At 45.0% G+C, this 16,101-nt stretch carries 13 protein-coding genes; 10 read left to right on the top strand and 3 right to left on the bottom strand.

The annotated features are described in order from the left end of the window. Positions 1-62: 62 nt before the first annotated feature. A complete protein-coding gene (locus J4N25_RS05665; RefSeq protein ID WP_207421169.1) occupies positions 63-242 on the bottom strand; it encodes a hypothetical protein in 180 nt (59 codons plus the stop codon). A gap of 411 nt (positions 243-653) precedes the next feature. Between J4N25_RS05665 and J4N25_RS05660 the strand changes: the two genes are divergently transcribed. The 6 genes from J4N25_RS05660 to J4N25_RS05635 all read left to right on the top strand — a co-directional run bounded on the left by J4N25_RS05660 (position 654) and on the right by J4N25_RS05635 (position 10,337). After that, positions 654-1,217: a suppressor of fused domain protein gene (locus tag J4N25_RS05660; protein WP_207421168.1), complete on the top strand. Its 564-nt coding sequence runs from the start codon at positions 654-656 to the stop codon at positions 1,215-1,217. A 201-nt stretch (positions 1,218-1,418) separates the two neighbouring features. Beyond that, complete coding sequence (locus J4N25_RS05655; RefSeq protein WP_207421167.1) at positions 1,419-1,997, top strand: RNA polymerase sigma factor; 579 nt, start codon at positions 1,419-1,421, stop codon at positions 1,995-1,997. A gap of 82 nt (positions 1,998-2,079) precedes the next feature. Beyond that, positions 2,080-3,270, top strand: a complete 1,191-nt coding sequence (locus J4N25_RS05650) for a FecR family protein (RefSeq protein WP_207421166.1) — start codon at positions 2,080-2,082, stop codon at positions 3,268-3,270. Positions 3,271-3,486: 216 nt separating this feature from the next. After that, positions 3,487-6,789: a SusC/RagA family TonB-linked outer membrane protein gene (locus tag J4N25_RS05645; RefSeq protein WP_242695783.1), complete on the top strand. Its 3,303-nt coding sequence runs from the start codon at positions 3,487-3,489 to the stop codon at positions 6,787-6,789. Between the two features lie 31 nt (positions 6,790-6,820). Further along, positions 6,821-8,422 (top strand): RagB/SusD family nutrient uptake outer membrane protein, encoded by a 1,602-nt coding sequence (locus J4N25_RS05640; protein ID WP_207421165.1) that lies wholly within the window; start codon positions 6,821-6,823, stop codon positions 8,420-8,422. Positions 8,423-8,477: 55 nt separating this feature from the next. Then, on the top strand, positions 8,478-10,337 hold the full coding sequence (locus J4N25_RS05635; RefSeq protein WP_207421164.1) for an alkaline phosphatase: 1,860 nt from the start codon (positions 8,478-8,480) through the stop codon (positions 10,335-10,337). Between the two features lie 165 nt (positions 10,338-10,502). Here the strand turns inward: J4N25_RS05635 and J4N25_RS05630 are convergent, their stop codons facing one another. Next, on the bottom strand, positions 10,503-10,664 hold the full coding sequence (locus tag J4N25_RS05630; protein ID WP_207421163.1) for a hypothetical protein: 162 nt from the start codon (positions 10,662-10,664) through the stop codon (positions 10,503-10,505). Further along, positions 10,654-10,950 carry a nucleotidyltransferase family protein gene (locus tag J4N25_RS05625; protein WP_207421162.1) on the bottom strand — a complete coding sequence of 99 codons (297 nt, stop codon included), beginning with the start codon at positions 10,948-10,950 and terminating at the stop codon, positions 10,654-10,656. The genes J4N25_RS05630 and J4N25_RS05625 overlap by 11 nt, the downstream gene beginning before the upstream one ends. Before the next feature lie 400 nt (positions 10,951-11,350). On the opposite strand from J4N25_RS05625, the gene J4N25_RS05620 reads away from it, so the two are divergent. The 4 genes from J4N25_RS05620 (at position 11,351) to J4N25_RS05605 (ending at position 16,090) form a co-directional block, all read left to right on the top strand. After that, positions 11,351-13,885, top strand: coding sequence for a glycoside hydrolase family 9 protein (locus J4N25_RS05620; RefSeq protein WP_207421161.1), 2,535 nt, complete (start codon positions 11,351-11,353; stop codon positions 13,883-13,885). Between the two features lie 77 nt (positions 13,886-13,962). Next, complete coding sequence (locus tag J4N25_RS05615) at positions 13,963-14,910, top strand: alpha/beta hydrolase (protein WP_207421160.1); 948 nt, start codon at positions 13,963-13,965, stop codon at positions 14,908-14,910. A 283-nt stretch (positions 14,911-15,193) separates the two neighbouring features. Beyond that, positions 15,194-15,412: a nitrate/nitrite transporter NrtS gene (gene nrtS / locus J4N25_RS27095; RefSeq protein WP_207421159.1), complete on the top strand. Its 219-nt coding sequence runs from the start codon at positions 15,194-15,196 to the stop codon at positions 15,410-15,412. Between the two features lie 435 nt (positions 15,413-15,847). After that, positions 15,848-16,090: a hypothetical protein gene (locus tag J4N25_RS05605; protein ID WP_207421158.1), complete on the top strand. Its 243-nt coding sequence runs from the start codon at positions 15,848-15,850 to the stop codon at positions 16,088-16,090. Positions 16,091-16,101: the final 11 nt, after the last annotated feature.

Genomic DNA, 16,101 nt, shown 5'->3' with positions numbered 1-16,101 from the left:
TAAATCTCTTTATAACGCCGCCCTGTTTTATACTTAACGTTAGTCTCAAAAAACGATACCTTTTACTTTGAAGAGATAACAAAATACCTATTAAACAGCGCCTGGAGTTCGAAGATCGATAATCTATCTTTGTTCCCTGGGCAATGCTCCTCGAAAAACGCTGGCTCATAGAAACTTAATACCTTGATGTCACCAGCAGTAATTGAAAAAAGCTTTATAGTAGTTCCGTCCGTAAGCGTCATACTACAAGCTTTTTTAAAGTTGTGATCATCTAAAAGGGACCAGGGCTTACGCCTATTCAGTTCCTTCCAAAAGAACCGCAAGCTATCCGCGTTTACCAAATATGGCTGAAATGATGTATTTACTTCTACTTCTTTTGGGACTGCCTTAATCGCTAGATCCAGTAAAGCTCTTCTTATTTTTACTGGTAGTTGGCCGTTGTAAAAATTGTAGCTATATCTATAGGTGTAACAGGTGATTGTGTCTTGCTTCTTACTAATGAGAAGATAAGAAGGATATTATCACACTGACAAGTAAATACTAGATGCAAGATGACGGAAAGAAAAGCGGCTCGTAATATAGCCTCTGAAAAAATGGAGGGTGCAGTGGTTTTAAAAATTTTCTAAATTTAACCATACTTTGCACGTAGTGAAATGACCAGTACATTTACAACGAGCCTCCGAAATCATTATGAAAATTATTTCGGGATTGAAGGAATACCTAGGCTCTTAAAAAAAGGGCCTACTGAGAAATTGCACCCCGATTTCTATGTTTTAGAGTTCAGGCCAAATGCTCGCCACCATTACTGGACTTATTGTACCGTAGGCATGTCAGTAGGCCGCATCGATGACAACTTAATTGAGCTTTTTGTTTTTTCGCCTCAACAAGATGAAGCTATAGTTGAACTTGTAACAGTTTGTGCCTCCTATCATAGAAACGGTTTGCCTTTAAACATTCATCACACTATCAATATCGGTCGACCTTGGCTTCCAAATTCCAAGTGCGACCATGGCTTTATTTCTTTGCCCTATATGGATGGTGAAGATCTTGAACTTTTTGAATTTAACGGCCAGATGTTTCACTGCTTTTGGCTCATACCCATCACCGAAAGAGAACGTGATTATAAAATGGAGAACGGCTGTGAAGCATTGGAACAATTATTCGAGGACAAGCAACTGGATTATTTGAATCCTTTGAGAGAATGTTTGGTAACCTGATTTCCATCTGGCGGACTCTCTTGAAAAAGCCCCGCGCTTACAGTAATTCGGACCGCAAGCCTAGCCCAATTCTCTCCTTTGTTTCTGCGGCCGTTAAAGGATAACGGTTCTTTAATCTACACTTAACAGCTATGTGCTTCATTTGAGGCGGATTCAGCATCTGCCGGTACGTCCGCAGCTGTTCTCGTAATCATCCACAAAATGTTAGAAGAATATCCTGATTATCACGACGATTCCTTTCTGCTGTCGGAGATCCGCAAAGATAATGCTGATGCCTTTGATTGCCTGTATGAACGGTATTGGGAGTTGGTTTTCTCGGTAGTCTCAAGGCGCACGGGAGATACTGAAAGTGCTAGTGATATTACACAAGATATCTTCTTGAAAATCTGGGCAGGCCGAAATAGCTACAAAATAAATAATTTGAAGGCTTACCTGCTTGCGTCGGCAAGAAATTCGGTTCTTAACTGGATGGAGAAAGAAGGGCGCTACCGACCGGTGGATGACCTTCTGCTGAATTTGCAGGAGGAAGATGAACAGGCCGACGCTTCGATTCTCCGGAAGGAATTCCTTTCCGCTTATAATGCGCTCGTTTCAAAACTTAGCCCATCTCAGCAGGAGATATTCAAGATGCGGTACGATCAGGGACATTCTACTGCCGAAATTGCCCTTCGCCTCAATATCTCCCGTAAAACAGTCCAGAACCAGCTGGGAAAGAGCGTTTCTCAACTTCAGGAGCATATCTCGCTCCTTTCGGTGCTTGTATTTCTCCTCTTCTTTTAAAGGGATCCTACTCATTTTTAAAAAAAGATAAAGTTTACGTGGGAGTTTTTCCATGTTGGCTGTCTTGGATATAAAAGCTGTAATGAATATTCAGAAAGAAGAGTTTATGCTGATCCTGGAGAAGTACAGGACGGGCAAGGCTTCCAGAGAAGAGGAGGACTTTCTGCTTGCCTATTATAAACTTTTCGATCTGGAAGAGGACCTCCTGGAACGATTGTCAAATGAGGAGAAACAAAGATTGAAGAACACTATCCGGGCGAAGATTAAAGCAGCGATGTCGTCGGAAGAAACTCCTCGAATCAGGAGATTGCCTGCTTACCTCAAACAGATGGCCGCTGCTGCGGCAGTGATCATTCTTTGTTTGTCATCCTACTTTATCTATCAATCGAAATTTGAAATTTCAAAAAGCAGTGAAGCACAATCAGTTAAAATAGTTCCGGGTGGGAATAGGGCTGTATTGACACTTGCAGATGGCTCCACTATCCTTCTGGAGGATGAAAAGGACGGAGAGCTGGCACAAAGAGGGGGTATTTCCATCAGAAAAACCGGAGAGGGGCAAGTTGTTTTTGACGCGAGCAGAAATACGGCCCAGGGCGGTAATGCTCCTGCTGGATTAAATACGATTAGTACTCCCCGGGGTGGACACTACCGTTTGACACTGCCTGATGGTTCGAAAGTTTGGTTAAATGCAGCTTCTTCTATCCGCTTCCCAACAATGTTCAGCGCCACTGAGAGGAAGGTGCTTGTAGAGGGTGAAGCGTATTTCGAAATAGAAAAGCTGAGCTTACCCGGAGGAAAAGGTAGAGTGCCTTTTCTTGTTGTTTCGGGGGCGCAGACTGTGGAAGTGCTCGGCACGAAATTCAACCTGAATTCCTATGCTGATGAAAATGCCATTGTCACAACCTTGATCGAAGGCGCAGTCAAAGTGAGATCAGCGAAAGCTCCTGCCGCTGCAACCGTCTTACGGCCGGGACAGCAGTCTGTTTTACCTCAGGGTAGTCACGTGATAGCTGTAAGCGATGCAGACACTGAAATTGCTGTAGCATGGAAAGAGGGTTATTTCCGCTTCGATAAAAAGGACCTCCGTGCGATCATGCGGCAACTATCCCGCTGGTACGATGTGGAGGTAGAATATGCAGCGCCGGTTACAAACGAACAATATGTAGGAAAAATTAAACGGAGCGAGGAGGTCTCAGGAGTGCTTCGTGTGCTCGAACTGGGAGATGTTCGCTTTACTATAAATGGCAGAAAAATAAAAGTGGAGAACAACTAAAATAAAAATGTTATGAAAACATAGTGTAGTCACTCTGATCCTATAAAAAAACCGGGTAGTGCTCGAACACGCCCGGCTTTAGCTCTCGAGAGAGCAGGATCCTTAAAACTCTTGCGGAATTTTTTTTAAACCCTTATTGACAAAAGTATGCATTTTATCGCTATTGGTAAAACGGTGCCGATGCGCCCGTTTTTATCAAAAAAACTGTTTCTTCTGATGAAACTCACAGCTATTCTATTAACAGTTTTTTGCCTGCAACTGAGCGCCGCAGGCTTCTCTCAAAATATTTCGCTTTCGGGGCGAAATATGAGCCTCAGTACAATACTTTCCCAGATAGAAAAGCAAAGCGGATACTCGCTTTTTTACAAGTACGACGACTTGAAACTGGGGAAACCTGTTTCGCTTAATTTGAAAAATGTAAGTGTGCAACAGGCGCTTAACGAAAGTTTTAAGGAGCAACCATTTGAGTATATCCTTGATAATAAAACTATAATTATCAAGAAAAAAGCTAAGGAGACGAAAGCATTCCAATCATTGTCTCTTGAAGTAAGGGGTAAGGTTTCGGATTCCGGAGGATTGCCGCTTCCCGGAGCAACTGTGAAAGTAAAAGGTACTGCAATATCAGCAGTTACGGATGCTAAGGGAGAATTTATAATCAGAGATCTTGCCCCCAACAGTACCCTGGTCGTCTCTTTTCTCGGCTTTGCTACTCAGGAAGTATTAGTAAGCGGATCCCCGCTTAGTATAGTTTTGAAGGAAGACAATCAGGATCTCAACCAGGTGGTAGTGATCGGGTACGGAGCGGTGAAAAAGCAGGATCTTTCGGCAGCTGTTTCCACTGTTCCCGACATCGCGCAGGCTAAAAACCGGCCTGTGCTTAATGTTCCTGCAATGATACAGGGGAAAGTGCCCGGTGTCACGATTGTGAATAACGGAGGACATCCCAATGCCAGCCCTTCTCTCACCATCCGCGGGATGGGCTCGCGATCTGGTGAGAGTGCCCTGTTTGTGGTAGACGGAGTTCCTAATGCACCTTTCAATCCTGCGGATGTGGAATCAGTAACGGTGTTGAAAGATGCTGCCTCTGCATCAATTTACGGGGCCTTTGCCGGCGCAGCCGGGGTGGTATTAATAACGACGAGACAGGCAGCAGCAGGAAAGCCCTCCCTGGAGTACACCCAGTTTACTGGCTTGAAAAATGCCTGGCGCCTGCCGCAATCTCTAACAGCAGCCGATGAGGCAAGGGTATCGAACCTGGCTTACATCAACGCGGGAATGACTCCGCTCGATGGCTGGGATGCGGCGAAGAATCCTTACGCACAGGAAACCCGTACCGACTGGGTAGGTGAGATTTTCCGGACAGGACTTATTCAAAGACATAACCTAAGCTTAAACGCGGGGACGGAGCAGTTCAAAACGCTCATCCAGGGCCGGTATGAAAAAGAAGAAGGGACCTTGGAAAATACTTATAGTCAGAACCTCTCCCTGAGGTTCAATACCAGTTACCAGTTTAATAAGTTCCTCCAGCTAAGTGAGAATGTATTCTGGAACAACAACGATAACCGGGGAACTTCTACTTCGGGTGGTTATAGCGGTACGATCCTTTCGGCGATCTATATGCCACGTTCAGCAACGGCGTACTATGAAGACGGCAGTTTCGGTGGAGTAGGCCCGCGTGAGTCGCCTTATCTGGGGATCCACGGTGATGCTATTAATCCTCTCGCTACGTTGCTGCGTAACAAGCCGGTAAACAAGACTAGCGACCTCCAGTCTGTGACGGAACTAAACCTGACTGACATGGTGAAAGGCCTGGAGTTTGTAACGCGGTTCTCCTATCGTCAGAATAACAACTTGTTCAAAAACTTTGAACCAAAACGTACAGAGCCTGGTAAGCCGGTCAACCAGAATTACTTGTCTTATTCTACTAATCGAGGGTATCATTGGATATGGGAGAATACCCTGAACTACAGCAAACAGCTGAACAGGCATACGCTCGGTGCCATGGTCTCGACGACCAGCCAGGAAGAGGCCGCCCGCTCGTTCAATGTTAGGGCCCAAGGCTTCGAAAATGAAGCCGACTGGGCCCGCTACTTCGACAATGCAGCAGTGTATGGGGCTGACAGGCCAGGGGATGACGACTGGAAAGACCGGAATGCCTCATATGTGGGCCGCTTATCCTACAGTTGGGCCAACCGGTATTTTCTAACAGGAAGTTACCGAGTAGACATTGCAGGGCGCCTTCCTGAAGGGAATCGGTCTAAAGGCCTTCCCGGACTTACAGCTGCCTGGAAAATAAGTTCAGAGCCTTTCTTTCATGTACCGGCCCTTAATCTGGTAAAACTTCGCGCCAGCTGGGGTAAGATTGGCAATTTGGGTTCGATCTATCGCTATTATGGTTATTCCACCTTAAGCACCAATCAAACCTATCAGATAGGTTCCGGGGCTCCTCAGACTCCGGCGCTCTACCTGAATAGTAGAATGAACCGGGACCTGAGTTGGGAAACATCGCGGCAGACAGACCTTGGGCTCGACCTGAGCATGTTCAATCAACGCTTAAGCTTCAGCGCTGATTACTTCGACAAGCTTACTTACGACCTGATTAAGGAGCAGGATAACCTGTGGCCTAATACCTTTGGTTTGGGAAGACCTCTTATCAATCAGGGTGAGATAAGAAATAAAGGACTGGAGTTCAGTGCGGGTTGGAATGGTAAAGCAGGAGCGCTTAAATATAGCCTGAATGGAAACATCGCAACCCTTAAAAACAGGATCCAATATATTGACGATAACCCTACTTCCTCCTGGAACGACGGGGATTCCTGGCGGGGAGTACTTCGTCCGTATCACTCTGTTGTAGGGCAACCTCTATATTCCTACTGGCTGATAAAAACCAACGGCTTGTTTCAGTCGGATCAGGAAGCTGCCTCCTACATGAAGGATGGTAAACGAATTCAGCCGGAAGCGAAGGCGGGCGATCTGAAATTCGTTGATCTTAACAATGACGGCATCATTAACGATGGAGACAGAAGCTATATGGGGAGCGCTTTCCCAAAGCTTAGCTATGGTTTTACCACAAACTTCGAGTGGAAGAACTTTGATCTGAGTATGTTCTTGCAGGGTGTGGGTGGAGTTAAGCTGTTTCACGCCTTTAAGGAGTCTACATTGAACGGAGCTGAGCAGGGCTATAACCGTTGGGATAAAATACTCGGAGCCTGGTCTCCGGAAAATCCGGGTTCTGATATTCCGCGGATCCGGGCGAACGATCCCAATAAAAATTTTCAGCAGCCCTCTGATTGGTTTTTGGAGAACGGAAATTACCTGCGTCTGAAAAATGTGCTTATTGGCTATACCTTCCGGAAAATGCCACACAACTCGACCCTGAGAGTGTATTTCAGCGGCGACAACCTGCTTACGTTCACCAAATACTCGGGTATGGATCCTGAAGTAGGTGGGATAGGCTTTGACGGGGGCCAGTTCCCTTTATCAAGAATCTATTCATTTGGCTTAAGTGCGAAATTCTGATCCTGTTTATATCATCAACAAAGACATTAAAATGAAATTCAAAATCAACTATATCCCGGCATTGGTTCTTGCGATTGTTTTGGGAACAAGCTCCTGCAACGACGCATGGGTAGATACAAAACCAAATGGTTCTCCCACCACTGCCTATTTCTGGCAAAGCGAGGAAGATGTGCAAAAGGCCGTCGCTTCCATGTATGTGCCGATGCGGTACGAGTCAACCTGGGGAAGAGACCTTTTCTGGGTACAAAACGCTAGTGATGACCTTATTGTGGGCAGGGTAAAGGCGGATGGGGAGAATATTAAGAACTTCATACCTACTGGTCGCGAAGGCTATCTCACCGGAGGATGGAATGACCTTTACTGGATGATGAACAAAGCCAACCAGGTGATTGCGAATGTGCCTGCCGCCACAAATACTTCTGAGGCGCTGAAGAACCGCGCTCTTGGCGAGGCTTATTTCGTCCGTGGATTTGCCCACTTCTGGCTTGCTTATATCTGGGGGCACAAAGACCAGGGCGTCCCTTTTGATGGTCCTGAAAATCCAGAGTTTGAGAAGCGCGTTGCACCACAATTACCTTCGGTGACGGATAATTACGAGCAGATCATAAAAGACCTTCAAAAGGCTGCGGATCTGTTGCCCTTTTTTGAGTCGTATGGTCCTGCCGACCGCGGTCGTGCGCATAAGGTAGCAGCCTGGGGATATCTGGTAAAAACCTATGCCTACCTTGCCCAGTACGATCCTTCAAAATGGGCCTTAATTCCTCCCATATGTGATAAGATCAAATCAGAAGGAAACAGAGCTCTTATCACCGGAAAAGGAAGTGGAAAAGCGAATTACCAGGCTGTGTTCACTATTGCAAATAACTGGAGTTCGGAATATATCTGGTCGGTAACTTCAGGAATTCAGGGCGGCTCTGAGTTTCCAGGAGTCATTCTTGAAAACAAGGGATGGGGTATTTACAATGGCTGGGGCTATTTCCAGCCCACGGAAGAACTTTATGATGAGTACGAAACAAATGACCCCCGTCGCGAGGTAACTATCCTGAAGTTTGGTGATAAGTTCAGGTATTTTGGCGAGGAGCGTTCCTATTTCTCGACCAATAGTCTTTCTGGTTTCCAGATCAATAAATACATGGAGCCATACTCCTACGGTTCTAATGCTAATGCCGGGACGAATAATCAGATCAATCCCAGTGGTGATTATCCGACTACTACTCTTAATCTTCCTCTGATGCGTTACGCCGAAATTCTTCTCTTTAAAGCGGAAGCCTTGATCAAAATGGGGCGGAATGGCGATGCAGCGAGCCCGCTGAACGAGGTACGGGCACGGGTTGGTTTGCCAGAGATAAGTAATCCGACCATGGACGATCTGAAGCACGAGCGCCGGACAGAACTCGCCTGCGAGTGGACCGACCGCTTTTATGATCTAAAAAGATGGGGCGACTTTGCAAAGATTAATGCACCCTTGCATGGACGTATTCACGCAGTAAAAACGGATCCAAATTCTTCTTATACTATTCAGGAAGTATGGCCTGCAAGGCGGTTTGATCCCAACAAGCATATGGCCTGGCCAATTAGTCCCGACGAAATATCCAGAAGTAACAATAAATACAAGCAGACCCCGGGTTGGTAGCCCAGTCAATTAGATCTATACCTGCCGGTGAATTCCGGCAGTATTTTCCCTTACTATGAACAGAAAAATCTTTTTTCCGCTGCTCTCGTTCTTGCTGGTCGCAGGAGCTTCTTCTTATAGCCAAACATCTTACAACATCAATCGCGGGCATAGTCACAACGATTATGAGCAGGATCTTCCCTTTCTCAGGGCCTATCACGCTGGCATCGGATCGATAGAAGCCGATGTGTTTGTAAGGAATGGGAAGCTGCTTGTAGCACATGAAGAAAAATCTATTGATCCCTCGAGAACGCTTGATAGCTTGTATTTGAAGCCGATTTCCCGGTACTTCCGAACTAATAAGGGAAGGATCTATGCCGATACCAGCCGTAGCCTGCAACTGGTGATAGACCTTAAGGATAACTACAAGAAGGTAATGCCTGTTCTGATACAATCCTTAAAGGCATATCGAGATGTGTTTGACCCAGAACAAGCACAGCATCCGGTTCGCATTGTCCTTAGTGGCGATATTCCTCCTCCAGCAGTGTTTTCCGATTTCCCGGACTATATCTTCTTTGACGGACGTCCGGCAATTACTTATAGTGGTGACCAATTGAAGCGAGTCGGAATGATCAGCGATGCACTTGGCTCTTATTCCTCCTGGAATGGAAAAGGCACTCCCACACCCCAGGACCTGGAGAAGTTACGGGCAGTGGTTACTAAAGCACATCAACTGGGAAAACCTTTCAGGTTTTGGGCTACCAAAGATAACCCGACCAGCTGGATGCAGTTGGAGAACCTCGGAGCGGATTGGATTGGTACGGATCATCCTGACAAGTTGGGCGAATTCTATGCACAACGAGATAAAACAATGTACCAAAGTCCTAAGACTTACTCCTTATACCAGCCCAGCTATAAAAGAGACGGTACGGGAAAATCACCCAAAAATATAATCTTGTTGATAGGCGACGGCATGGGCTTTAATCAGATACAGGCAGCACTCGCGGCGAATGGAGGGGCTCTAAATCTTTCCTCATTCCGGAATATCGGATTTTCTGGTACTTCGGCCCTCAACTCGGATATCACGGACTCTGCTGCAGGGGCCACTGCTATGGCCACTGGTCAAAAGACAAATAACCGGTATATCGGTGTGGATTCTGCGGGAAAAGATTTAACCTCCTTAACCGATCGCCTGGCGGCTGAGGGAATGAGCAGTGGAATTATCAGCAATGCCGATATAACTGATGCCACCCCGGCAGCTTTTTATGCGCACCGTCCCGAGCGTTCCATGTCCTTTGATATTGCCCGCGACTTTCTGAACAGCAAGGTAGACATCCTGATCGGCTCCAACAGGAAAAGCTTTACGGACAATCCAGATAAAACTCTAGTACCCTCCTTGAAGAAAAAAGGATACTCTTTGCTTACTAGTCTGGATGCATTGAAAGCGGCGGAAAGCGGCCGGCACTTGGTATTATTGGATGATTCAGTTTGCAGGCCCGTAAAAGACGGAAGGGGAGATATGCTCAGTACTGCGCTGACTGAATCTGTACGTCTACTTTCCAAAGGCAAAGGAGGCTTTTTTATCATGGCGGAGGGTGCGCAAATAGATTATGGTGGCCATGCGAATGATCTTCCTTACGTAATCACAGAACTTCACGATTTCGACCGGATGGTAGGCGAAGCGCTGAGCTTTGCAGACAAGGACGGCGAGACGCTGGTTGTCGTAACAGCAGATCATGAGACAGGTGGATTATCTTTATTAGATGCCTCTGCTGCCAATCGCTCGGTAAGGGGAACCTTCAGTACTGACGACCATACTGGTGTGATGGTCCCGGTGTTTGCTTACGGTCCGGGCGCCCGCGAGTTCACTGGAGTCTATCCTAACTCCGACATCTATCACAAGATCCTAAAAGTGCTGAAGAAGAAAGGTGGTTAGTTCGCTAAAATATGCGGCGACGTTCATTTTCAATCAGGTTGAATAGGTAGACTCAGAACTAAATATAAAAAACGATATTGGAAAAAAACTCAAGCCCCTTGCTATGAACTAATTTATCAATTTCTTCTAATAATTTAGTATTTGATACCGTGGCGGTAAGAATTATTAGTTAACGTTAGCGATAATAGGATGAATGTAAGGGCATATACGAAGAGACAAGTCGCTCTGGTACTGCTGAAACTCCATAGGGGTAACGACAAAGAAACTTTCAATCTCATTGATTTCATTCAATATGTCGTATAACCAAACTTTAACTTCAACGTCCATAGATCAGTTGTCTTTGTTGATCTATAGTTTTTCTAAAATATGGGTTTTTTATCGCCTTGTCTTCCAAAAGGTCGACGGGCCGATTTAATGCATCCTGTAATGCAAATTTCAGATCAAAGTAGTTGTCGGCATAATCTAATACGTCAAGAGGTTCGAAGTCGACAATTAAATCGATATCACTCTGCGAATTGAATTTGTCTGTGAGAACTGAACCGAAGGCGTACAAGCTCTTGACTTTATGGCTCTCACAGAGTTTTGATATCAATGAAGAATGTCGTTCAATCATGTTCATAACTCAAATTTACAAAAAAATTGGTCGACACTCGGAAATTACCGATTTATCATTTAATCACCTCAACCCTAACCCTTCTCCTCAAAGGAGAAGGGAACCAAGTGCTACCTTTGATCATACGATGCACCGAAATGCCCTGCCAACAAAAGGGTACTAGCATAGTCAATTACACATAATTGCTATCACCTTAATCAAATGTTACATCGGATCTAACCGTGCCGCTCTACTTTTGAAGCTTATTAATAATTAACCCGGTAAACCAGTCGAGTTTTATGAGAGGCAGGAGTGATTTTTCGTATTCATTCTTCTTGTAAATATTTTAATACCACACGAAAGGATCCTCTTAACGTCGAAGTACCGACGGGTTTAGACCGTGCTTTATCTTTAAACACACATGCGGAAATTAAAATTTTTACTTGTGGCGCTCCTGCCGCTTGCATTTGTTTATTATGCTTCAGGGCAGGATTTGAAGCTGAATGACCTTGAGTATTTCGAAAGACAGGGCGTAAATGTCCTTGTGTACAATAACCTTTTTACGGGTGGTTTCAATGACGAGAAGAACGCCGGTATCGAACTGATCCACCATGGAGTAAGGACAGGGCAGGGTGGGGCGGTAAGGCTTTCAAGCACGCCAGAGCAATGGGATTTGGTTCCTGAGATCACAGGGCGTAAAGTAAACAGGGCCACAAATTCGATAGAGGCAACCTTACGGTACAATGAATATAATTTTGATTCGCGAGTCGTTGTATCTGCCAAAGGTCAGGGAGTTGAGATTTCCGTTTACCTCGATAAGCCAATTCCAAAGGCCCTTGAAGGAAGTGCGGGCTTCAATCTCGAGTTTCTACCTTCACAGTATTGGAGTAAGGCATATTTGATGGACGGACGGTATAATCGCTTCCCGCGGTATGTAGTAGGTAATACCGTAACCAGACCTAACGCCGAGAAAGCAAAGCAGTATAAAGGCTATAAAACCTCTGATGACCGTGGTACGGGCAGGTTTATTGATCCGTTGCCACTGGAAAAAGGACGTACCTTTCTTCTTGCTCCCGATGAACCATCCCGCCTGATAAAGATCACTTCACCAGACGCTGACCTTATGCTGTTTGACGGGCGAGTGTTGGCACAAAATGGATGGTTCGTGGTGCGTAGTCTCCTTCCTGCCGGGAAAACTGGGAAGGTACTAACCTGGACGGTTGAACCGAACGCTATTAAGGGCTGGGTAAGGGAGCCTAATATTGGATTTTCCCAGGTAGGCTATGTTCCATCTCAACAGAAAGTCTCTGTCATTGAGCTTGATAAGAAAGACAAAGCACTCGCAACAGCTTCCTTATATAAAGTTGGGACTGACGGTACTGCTTCCGAAGTTTTCAAGGGGAAGATCCAGCCCTGGGGCAACTATTTCAAATACAACTATGTGAAATTTGATTTCTCTCCCGTTAAGGTACCTGGCATCTATTATATCAAGTATGGTAATATCAAGACCAACAACTTTCTGATAGAAAGCAATGTTTACGACAAGATCACGGATGCTACCAGTGATATCTGGATCCCGATACATATGAACCATATGTTTGTGAACGAGGCTTACCGGGTTTGGCATGGTGAGCCATTTAAGGAAGGATACCTGCAGGCTCCGCCTAATACAGACCACTTCGATCTTCATAGTCAGGGACCAACAACCGACACGAAGTACAAACCAATGGAATTAATTCCGGGCTTAAATGTCGGCGGCTTTTTCGACGCAGGCGACTTCGACATTGAAACCGGATCGAATATCAGCGTGGTGCAGAACTTCGTCCACACCTGGGAATACTTTAAGCCTTTACGCGATCAGACTTTCGTGAGTCAGAAGCAGCGTTATGTAGATCTTCACCGGCCCGACGGAACGCCGGACGTTTTGCAATTTATTGAACATGGAACGTTGAACCTGGTAGCTCAGGCAGAGATCATTGGTCATATGTCTCAAACACTTTCCAACTCCGTTCTTGATAATTATCATCACCTGGGCGATGCAGCTTCTCTAACGGACGGTTTGCCTTACAATCCAAAGCTGGGTCCCTACGAAGTAGCCAAAGACGGACGCTCCAGCGGCGTGAAGGACGATCTATGGGCATTCACTAGTCGTAATCCCAATCTCGACCTTAATGCAGCAACGATGTTTGCAGCAGCAAGCCGGGCCTTGAAAGGATATAATGATGATCTTTCAGCAAGAGCCCTGCAGCAGTCGAAGAGACTTTTGAAGGAGGCAACAGAATTATTAGCTAACGCTAAGCAAGACACTGCAAGCAGGGGAGGAGGCAGAGCTGGGGATATTTCCACAAACCTCCAGCTTTATATTGCTACAGGCGAGAAACAATACATGGACAAATTTGAACAGCTTTTATGGCCCTCACTTGATCGCAACCTCAACTTTGTACTGCTTATCGCCCTGAATGCTATTCCTCATATGGATGCTTCGTACCAAGAAAGGCTCCGTCCCTATGTTGTAAAATACAATGATTACATCAAGGGTCTTGAAAAGGATAATCCTTACGGTGTACCGATCGGTCTTGGAAATTGGGCCGGTAATGGTGGAGTAACAAATTTTGGTACCACAGTTTGTTTTGCCAACAAATACTTCCCAGACGTAATAGGTGCCGGGCATGCTTACAAGGTTACCAACTGGTTGTTTGGTTGCCACCCATATCACAATTATTCCTTTGTGGCCACAGTGGGAGCTACCCGTCCAAAAGCTGTTTTCTACGGAAATAACAGGGCCGATTTTTCGGCCATTCCGGGGAATGTAGCTCCCGGAGTATTATTCAGAAAGCCCGACCATTTTGAGAATTACGATGACTGGCCATTCTTTTGGGGACAGAATGAGGGCACAATTGCGGGGAATACGAGCTATCTGATCTTTGGATCAGCTTTTAAGAATCTGGTTAAGTAAATAGGTTCTGTTAAGCAGCCTGTAAAGATTGAGAATGAACGTTAGCTTAAAATACTAATTTATATACTACTAGCCCTATGACTTTAAAATCAAAAATAATTGCCAAAAGCTCTGCGCTGGCAATTTTGATCACTCTTACTGTATCGGCCAAAGCCCAGGACGGTACTATTTATGCGTTGGATGCACCTGCAGAGCCAAATGCTATTCCTTTGAATACCGGCGGTGTCGACAATCAGCCCGCCCAGGAAACATGGTTTCGCCAATGGGGCGATCCAATGGCAAGAAATATCACGAAGGCCACCTTAACTCCTTTTTTTCCGAAAGCAGGCAAGGCAAATGGTACAGCAGTGATCGTAGCACCAGGGGGAGGTTTCAGATGGTTGTCATTAGATAATGAAGGTTGGGAAGTTGCAAAAGCGCTTGCCGACAAAGGAATTATCGCTTTTGTACTTAAATACAGGCTTCAACCCACTCCTGTATCGCTTGATGATTTTAAAAAATATATGAGTGGTCCCAGTCCTGCGCCTCCCACTTCAAATACTACCTCAGGTGCGGCTCCGGCAAGGCCAGCACAACCCGACCTTTCTAACCAGCTTGAGGACGCTGAAGCTGCCTACTCGATGATTGTCAAGCGTGCTAAAGAGTGGGGCGTTGATACCGGGAGGATCGGGATGATTGGGTTCTCTGCAGGGGCAGGCCTTACTATGCACTCCACCCTGAACTCTAAAACTATGAAGCTAGCTTTCATCGGTCCAATCTACGGGGGTATGGGACCCGTGCAGGTACCAAAAAATGCTCCTCCTATGTTCAATGTAATTGCTACGGATGATTTTCTTTTCCGCGGACAGTTCGGTGTGGTCGACTCCTGGTATAAAGCTGGTATTCCTGTAGAATTTCACCTCTACCAAAACGGTGGTCATGGTTTCGGATTAGGCAATCCCGACAAAACCAGTAACCGTTGGTTTGATGCCTTTATGTATTGGTTGGAAGTGAATCGCTTTTTGAAGGGAAAAACTGTTAAGTAATATCTGAGCAACTCGTTACTTTAAATGGAAACTTAGCTATTAGTTCTGGGGCTAAGTTTTCGTTTAACCTGCTCAATTTTAAGTTCATTGAAGTTCAAATATTGATCCTGTCGGCAGATTATATGCTAATGTTTGTTTTTATTTGCTTCTATGTCCATTTAGTTGTCCCAATTTCTAATAAATGGCTATTGTTTTAAGTTGAATTCATTGAAATGCTGATAAAAAAGAATAAATGTAATATTTTATTTAAAAAATTTCTAGATTAGGGTCGATATAATGATCTATGGGTGCTTTTAAAGAGGTCTTTTCAAAGAGTACATGCAAAAAGGGTATACTATTAGCCCTATTTGTTGGCAGTATATTAAACTTAATTAACCAGGGGAATTTTCTCGTGAACCATCAATGGCAACAGATTAACCTGGGAAAAGTCCTATTAACATATTTGACACCCTTTTTTGTCTGCGTTTATAGTACGGCAACAGCTAGAAAGAGGCAAAGCTGAAATTCATTTTGCCCGTACTTGTATTTATTCCTAAATCATCCTAATTATATAACTTTTCTGGCGGTATCCTTTTGGTGCTTACTGCTCAGCCTCCTACCATAGCCGCACTGGTTATACAACCACAACAATTATTCCTGCAAACTGTTCAATTAGTTCATTCTGAATTATGAGATATCTGCTTATGATTATTTTTATTTCCTCGCTATTTTCCTGTAGAACAGGAAAAGCCCGGGAATTTATAGTTCTACTTGATTCGACGGAACAGAAGGTTTTTAGGGTTCTAGTCGCAGATAGTACAGAAGGCAGCAGATTGCAAGCGTTACCGACAAAAAACCAGATAGAGCGCTTGTTATTGGGAAAAAACAAGAAGCTAGTCTAATAGCAGTCATCAATAGTTTAGGTCAAACAGACGTCAGCGGAATAAAGAATGCAGATGTGCTTAGGGAAAGCACTATCAAGTACTATCAGGGTTTGCTACGCCTGAAAAAAATCGACATCCTTGAGGCTCAAATGGAAGCCTTAAGATTGGAAGTGAATTCGGGGAGTCGCGAAAAGACAATAAATGATATCGCAAATCTGGCAAGAAAGCGTTTAGAACTACATCGCAATATTGGGAAGTTTGACGAGGAAAGGTGGAATGCAAGAAAGAACTTTGAGAAAGTTAATGATCTTGATTAGAGCTCTTATTT

This window comes from Desertivirga brevis (genome assembly GCF_017355835.1).
Note: the sequence above shows the minus strand (reverse complement) of the source record. Positions and strands in the feature narration are given on the sequence as shown.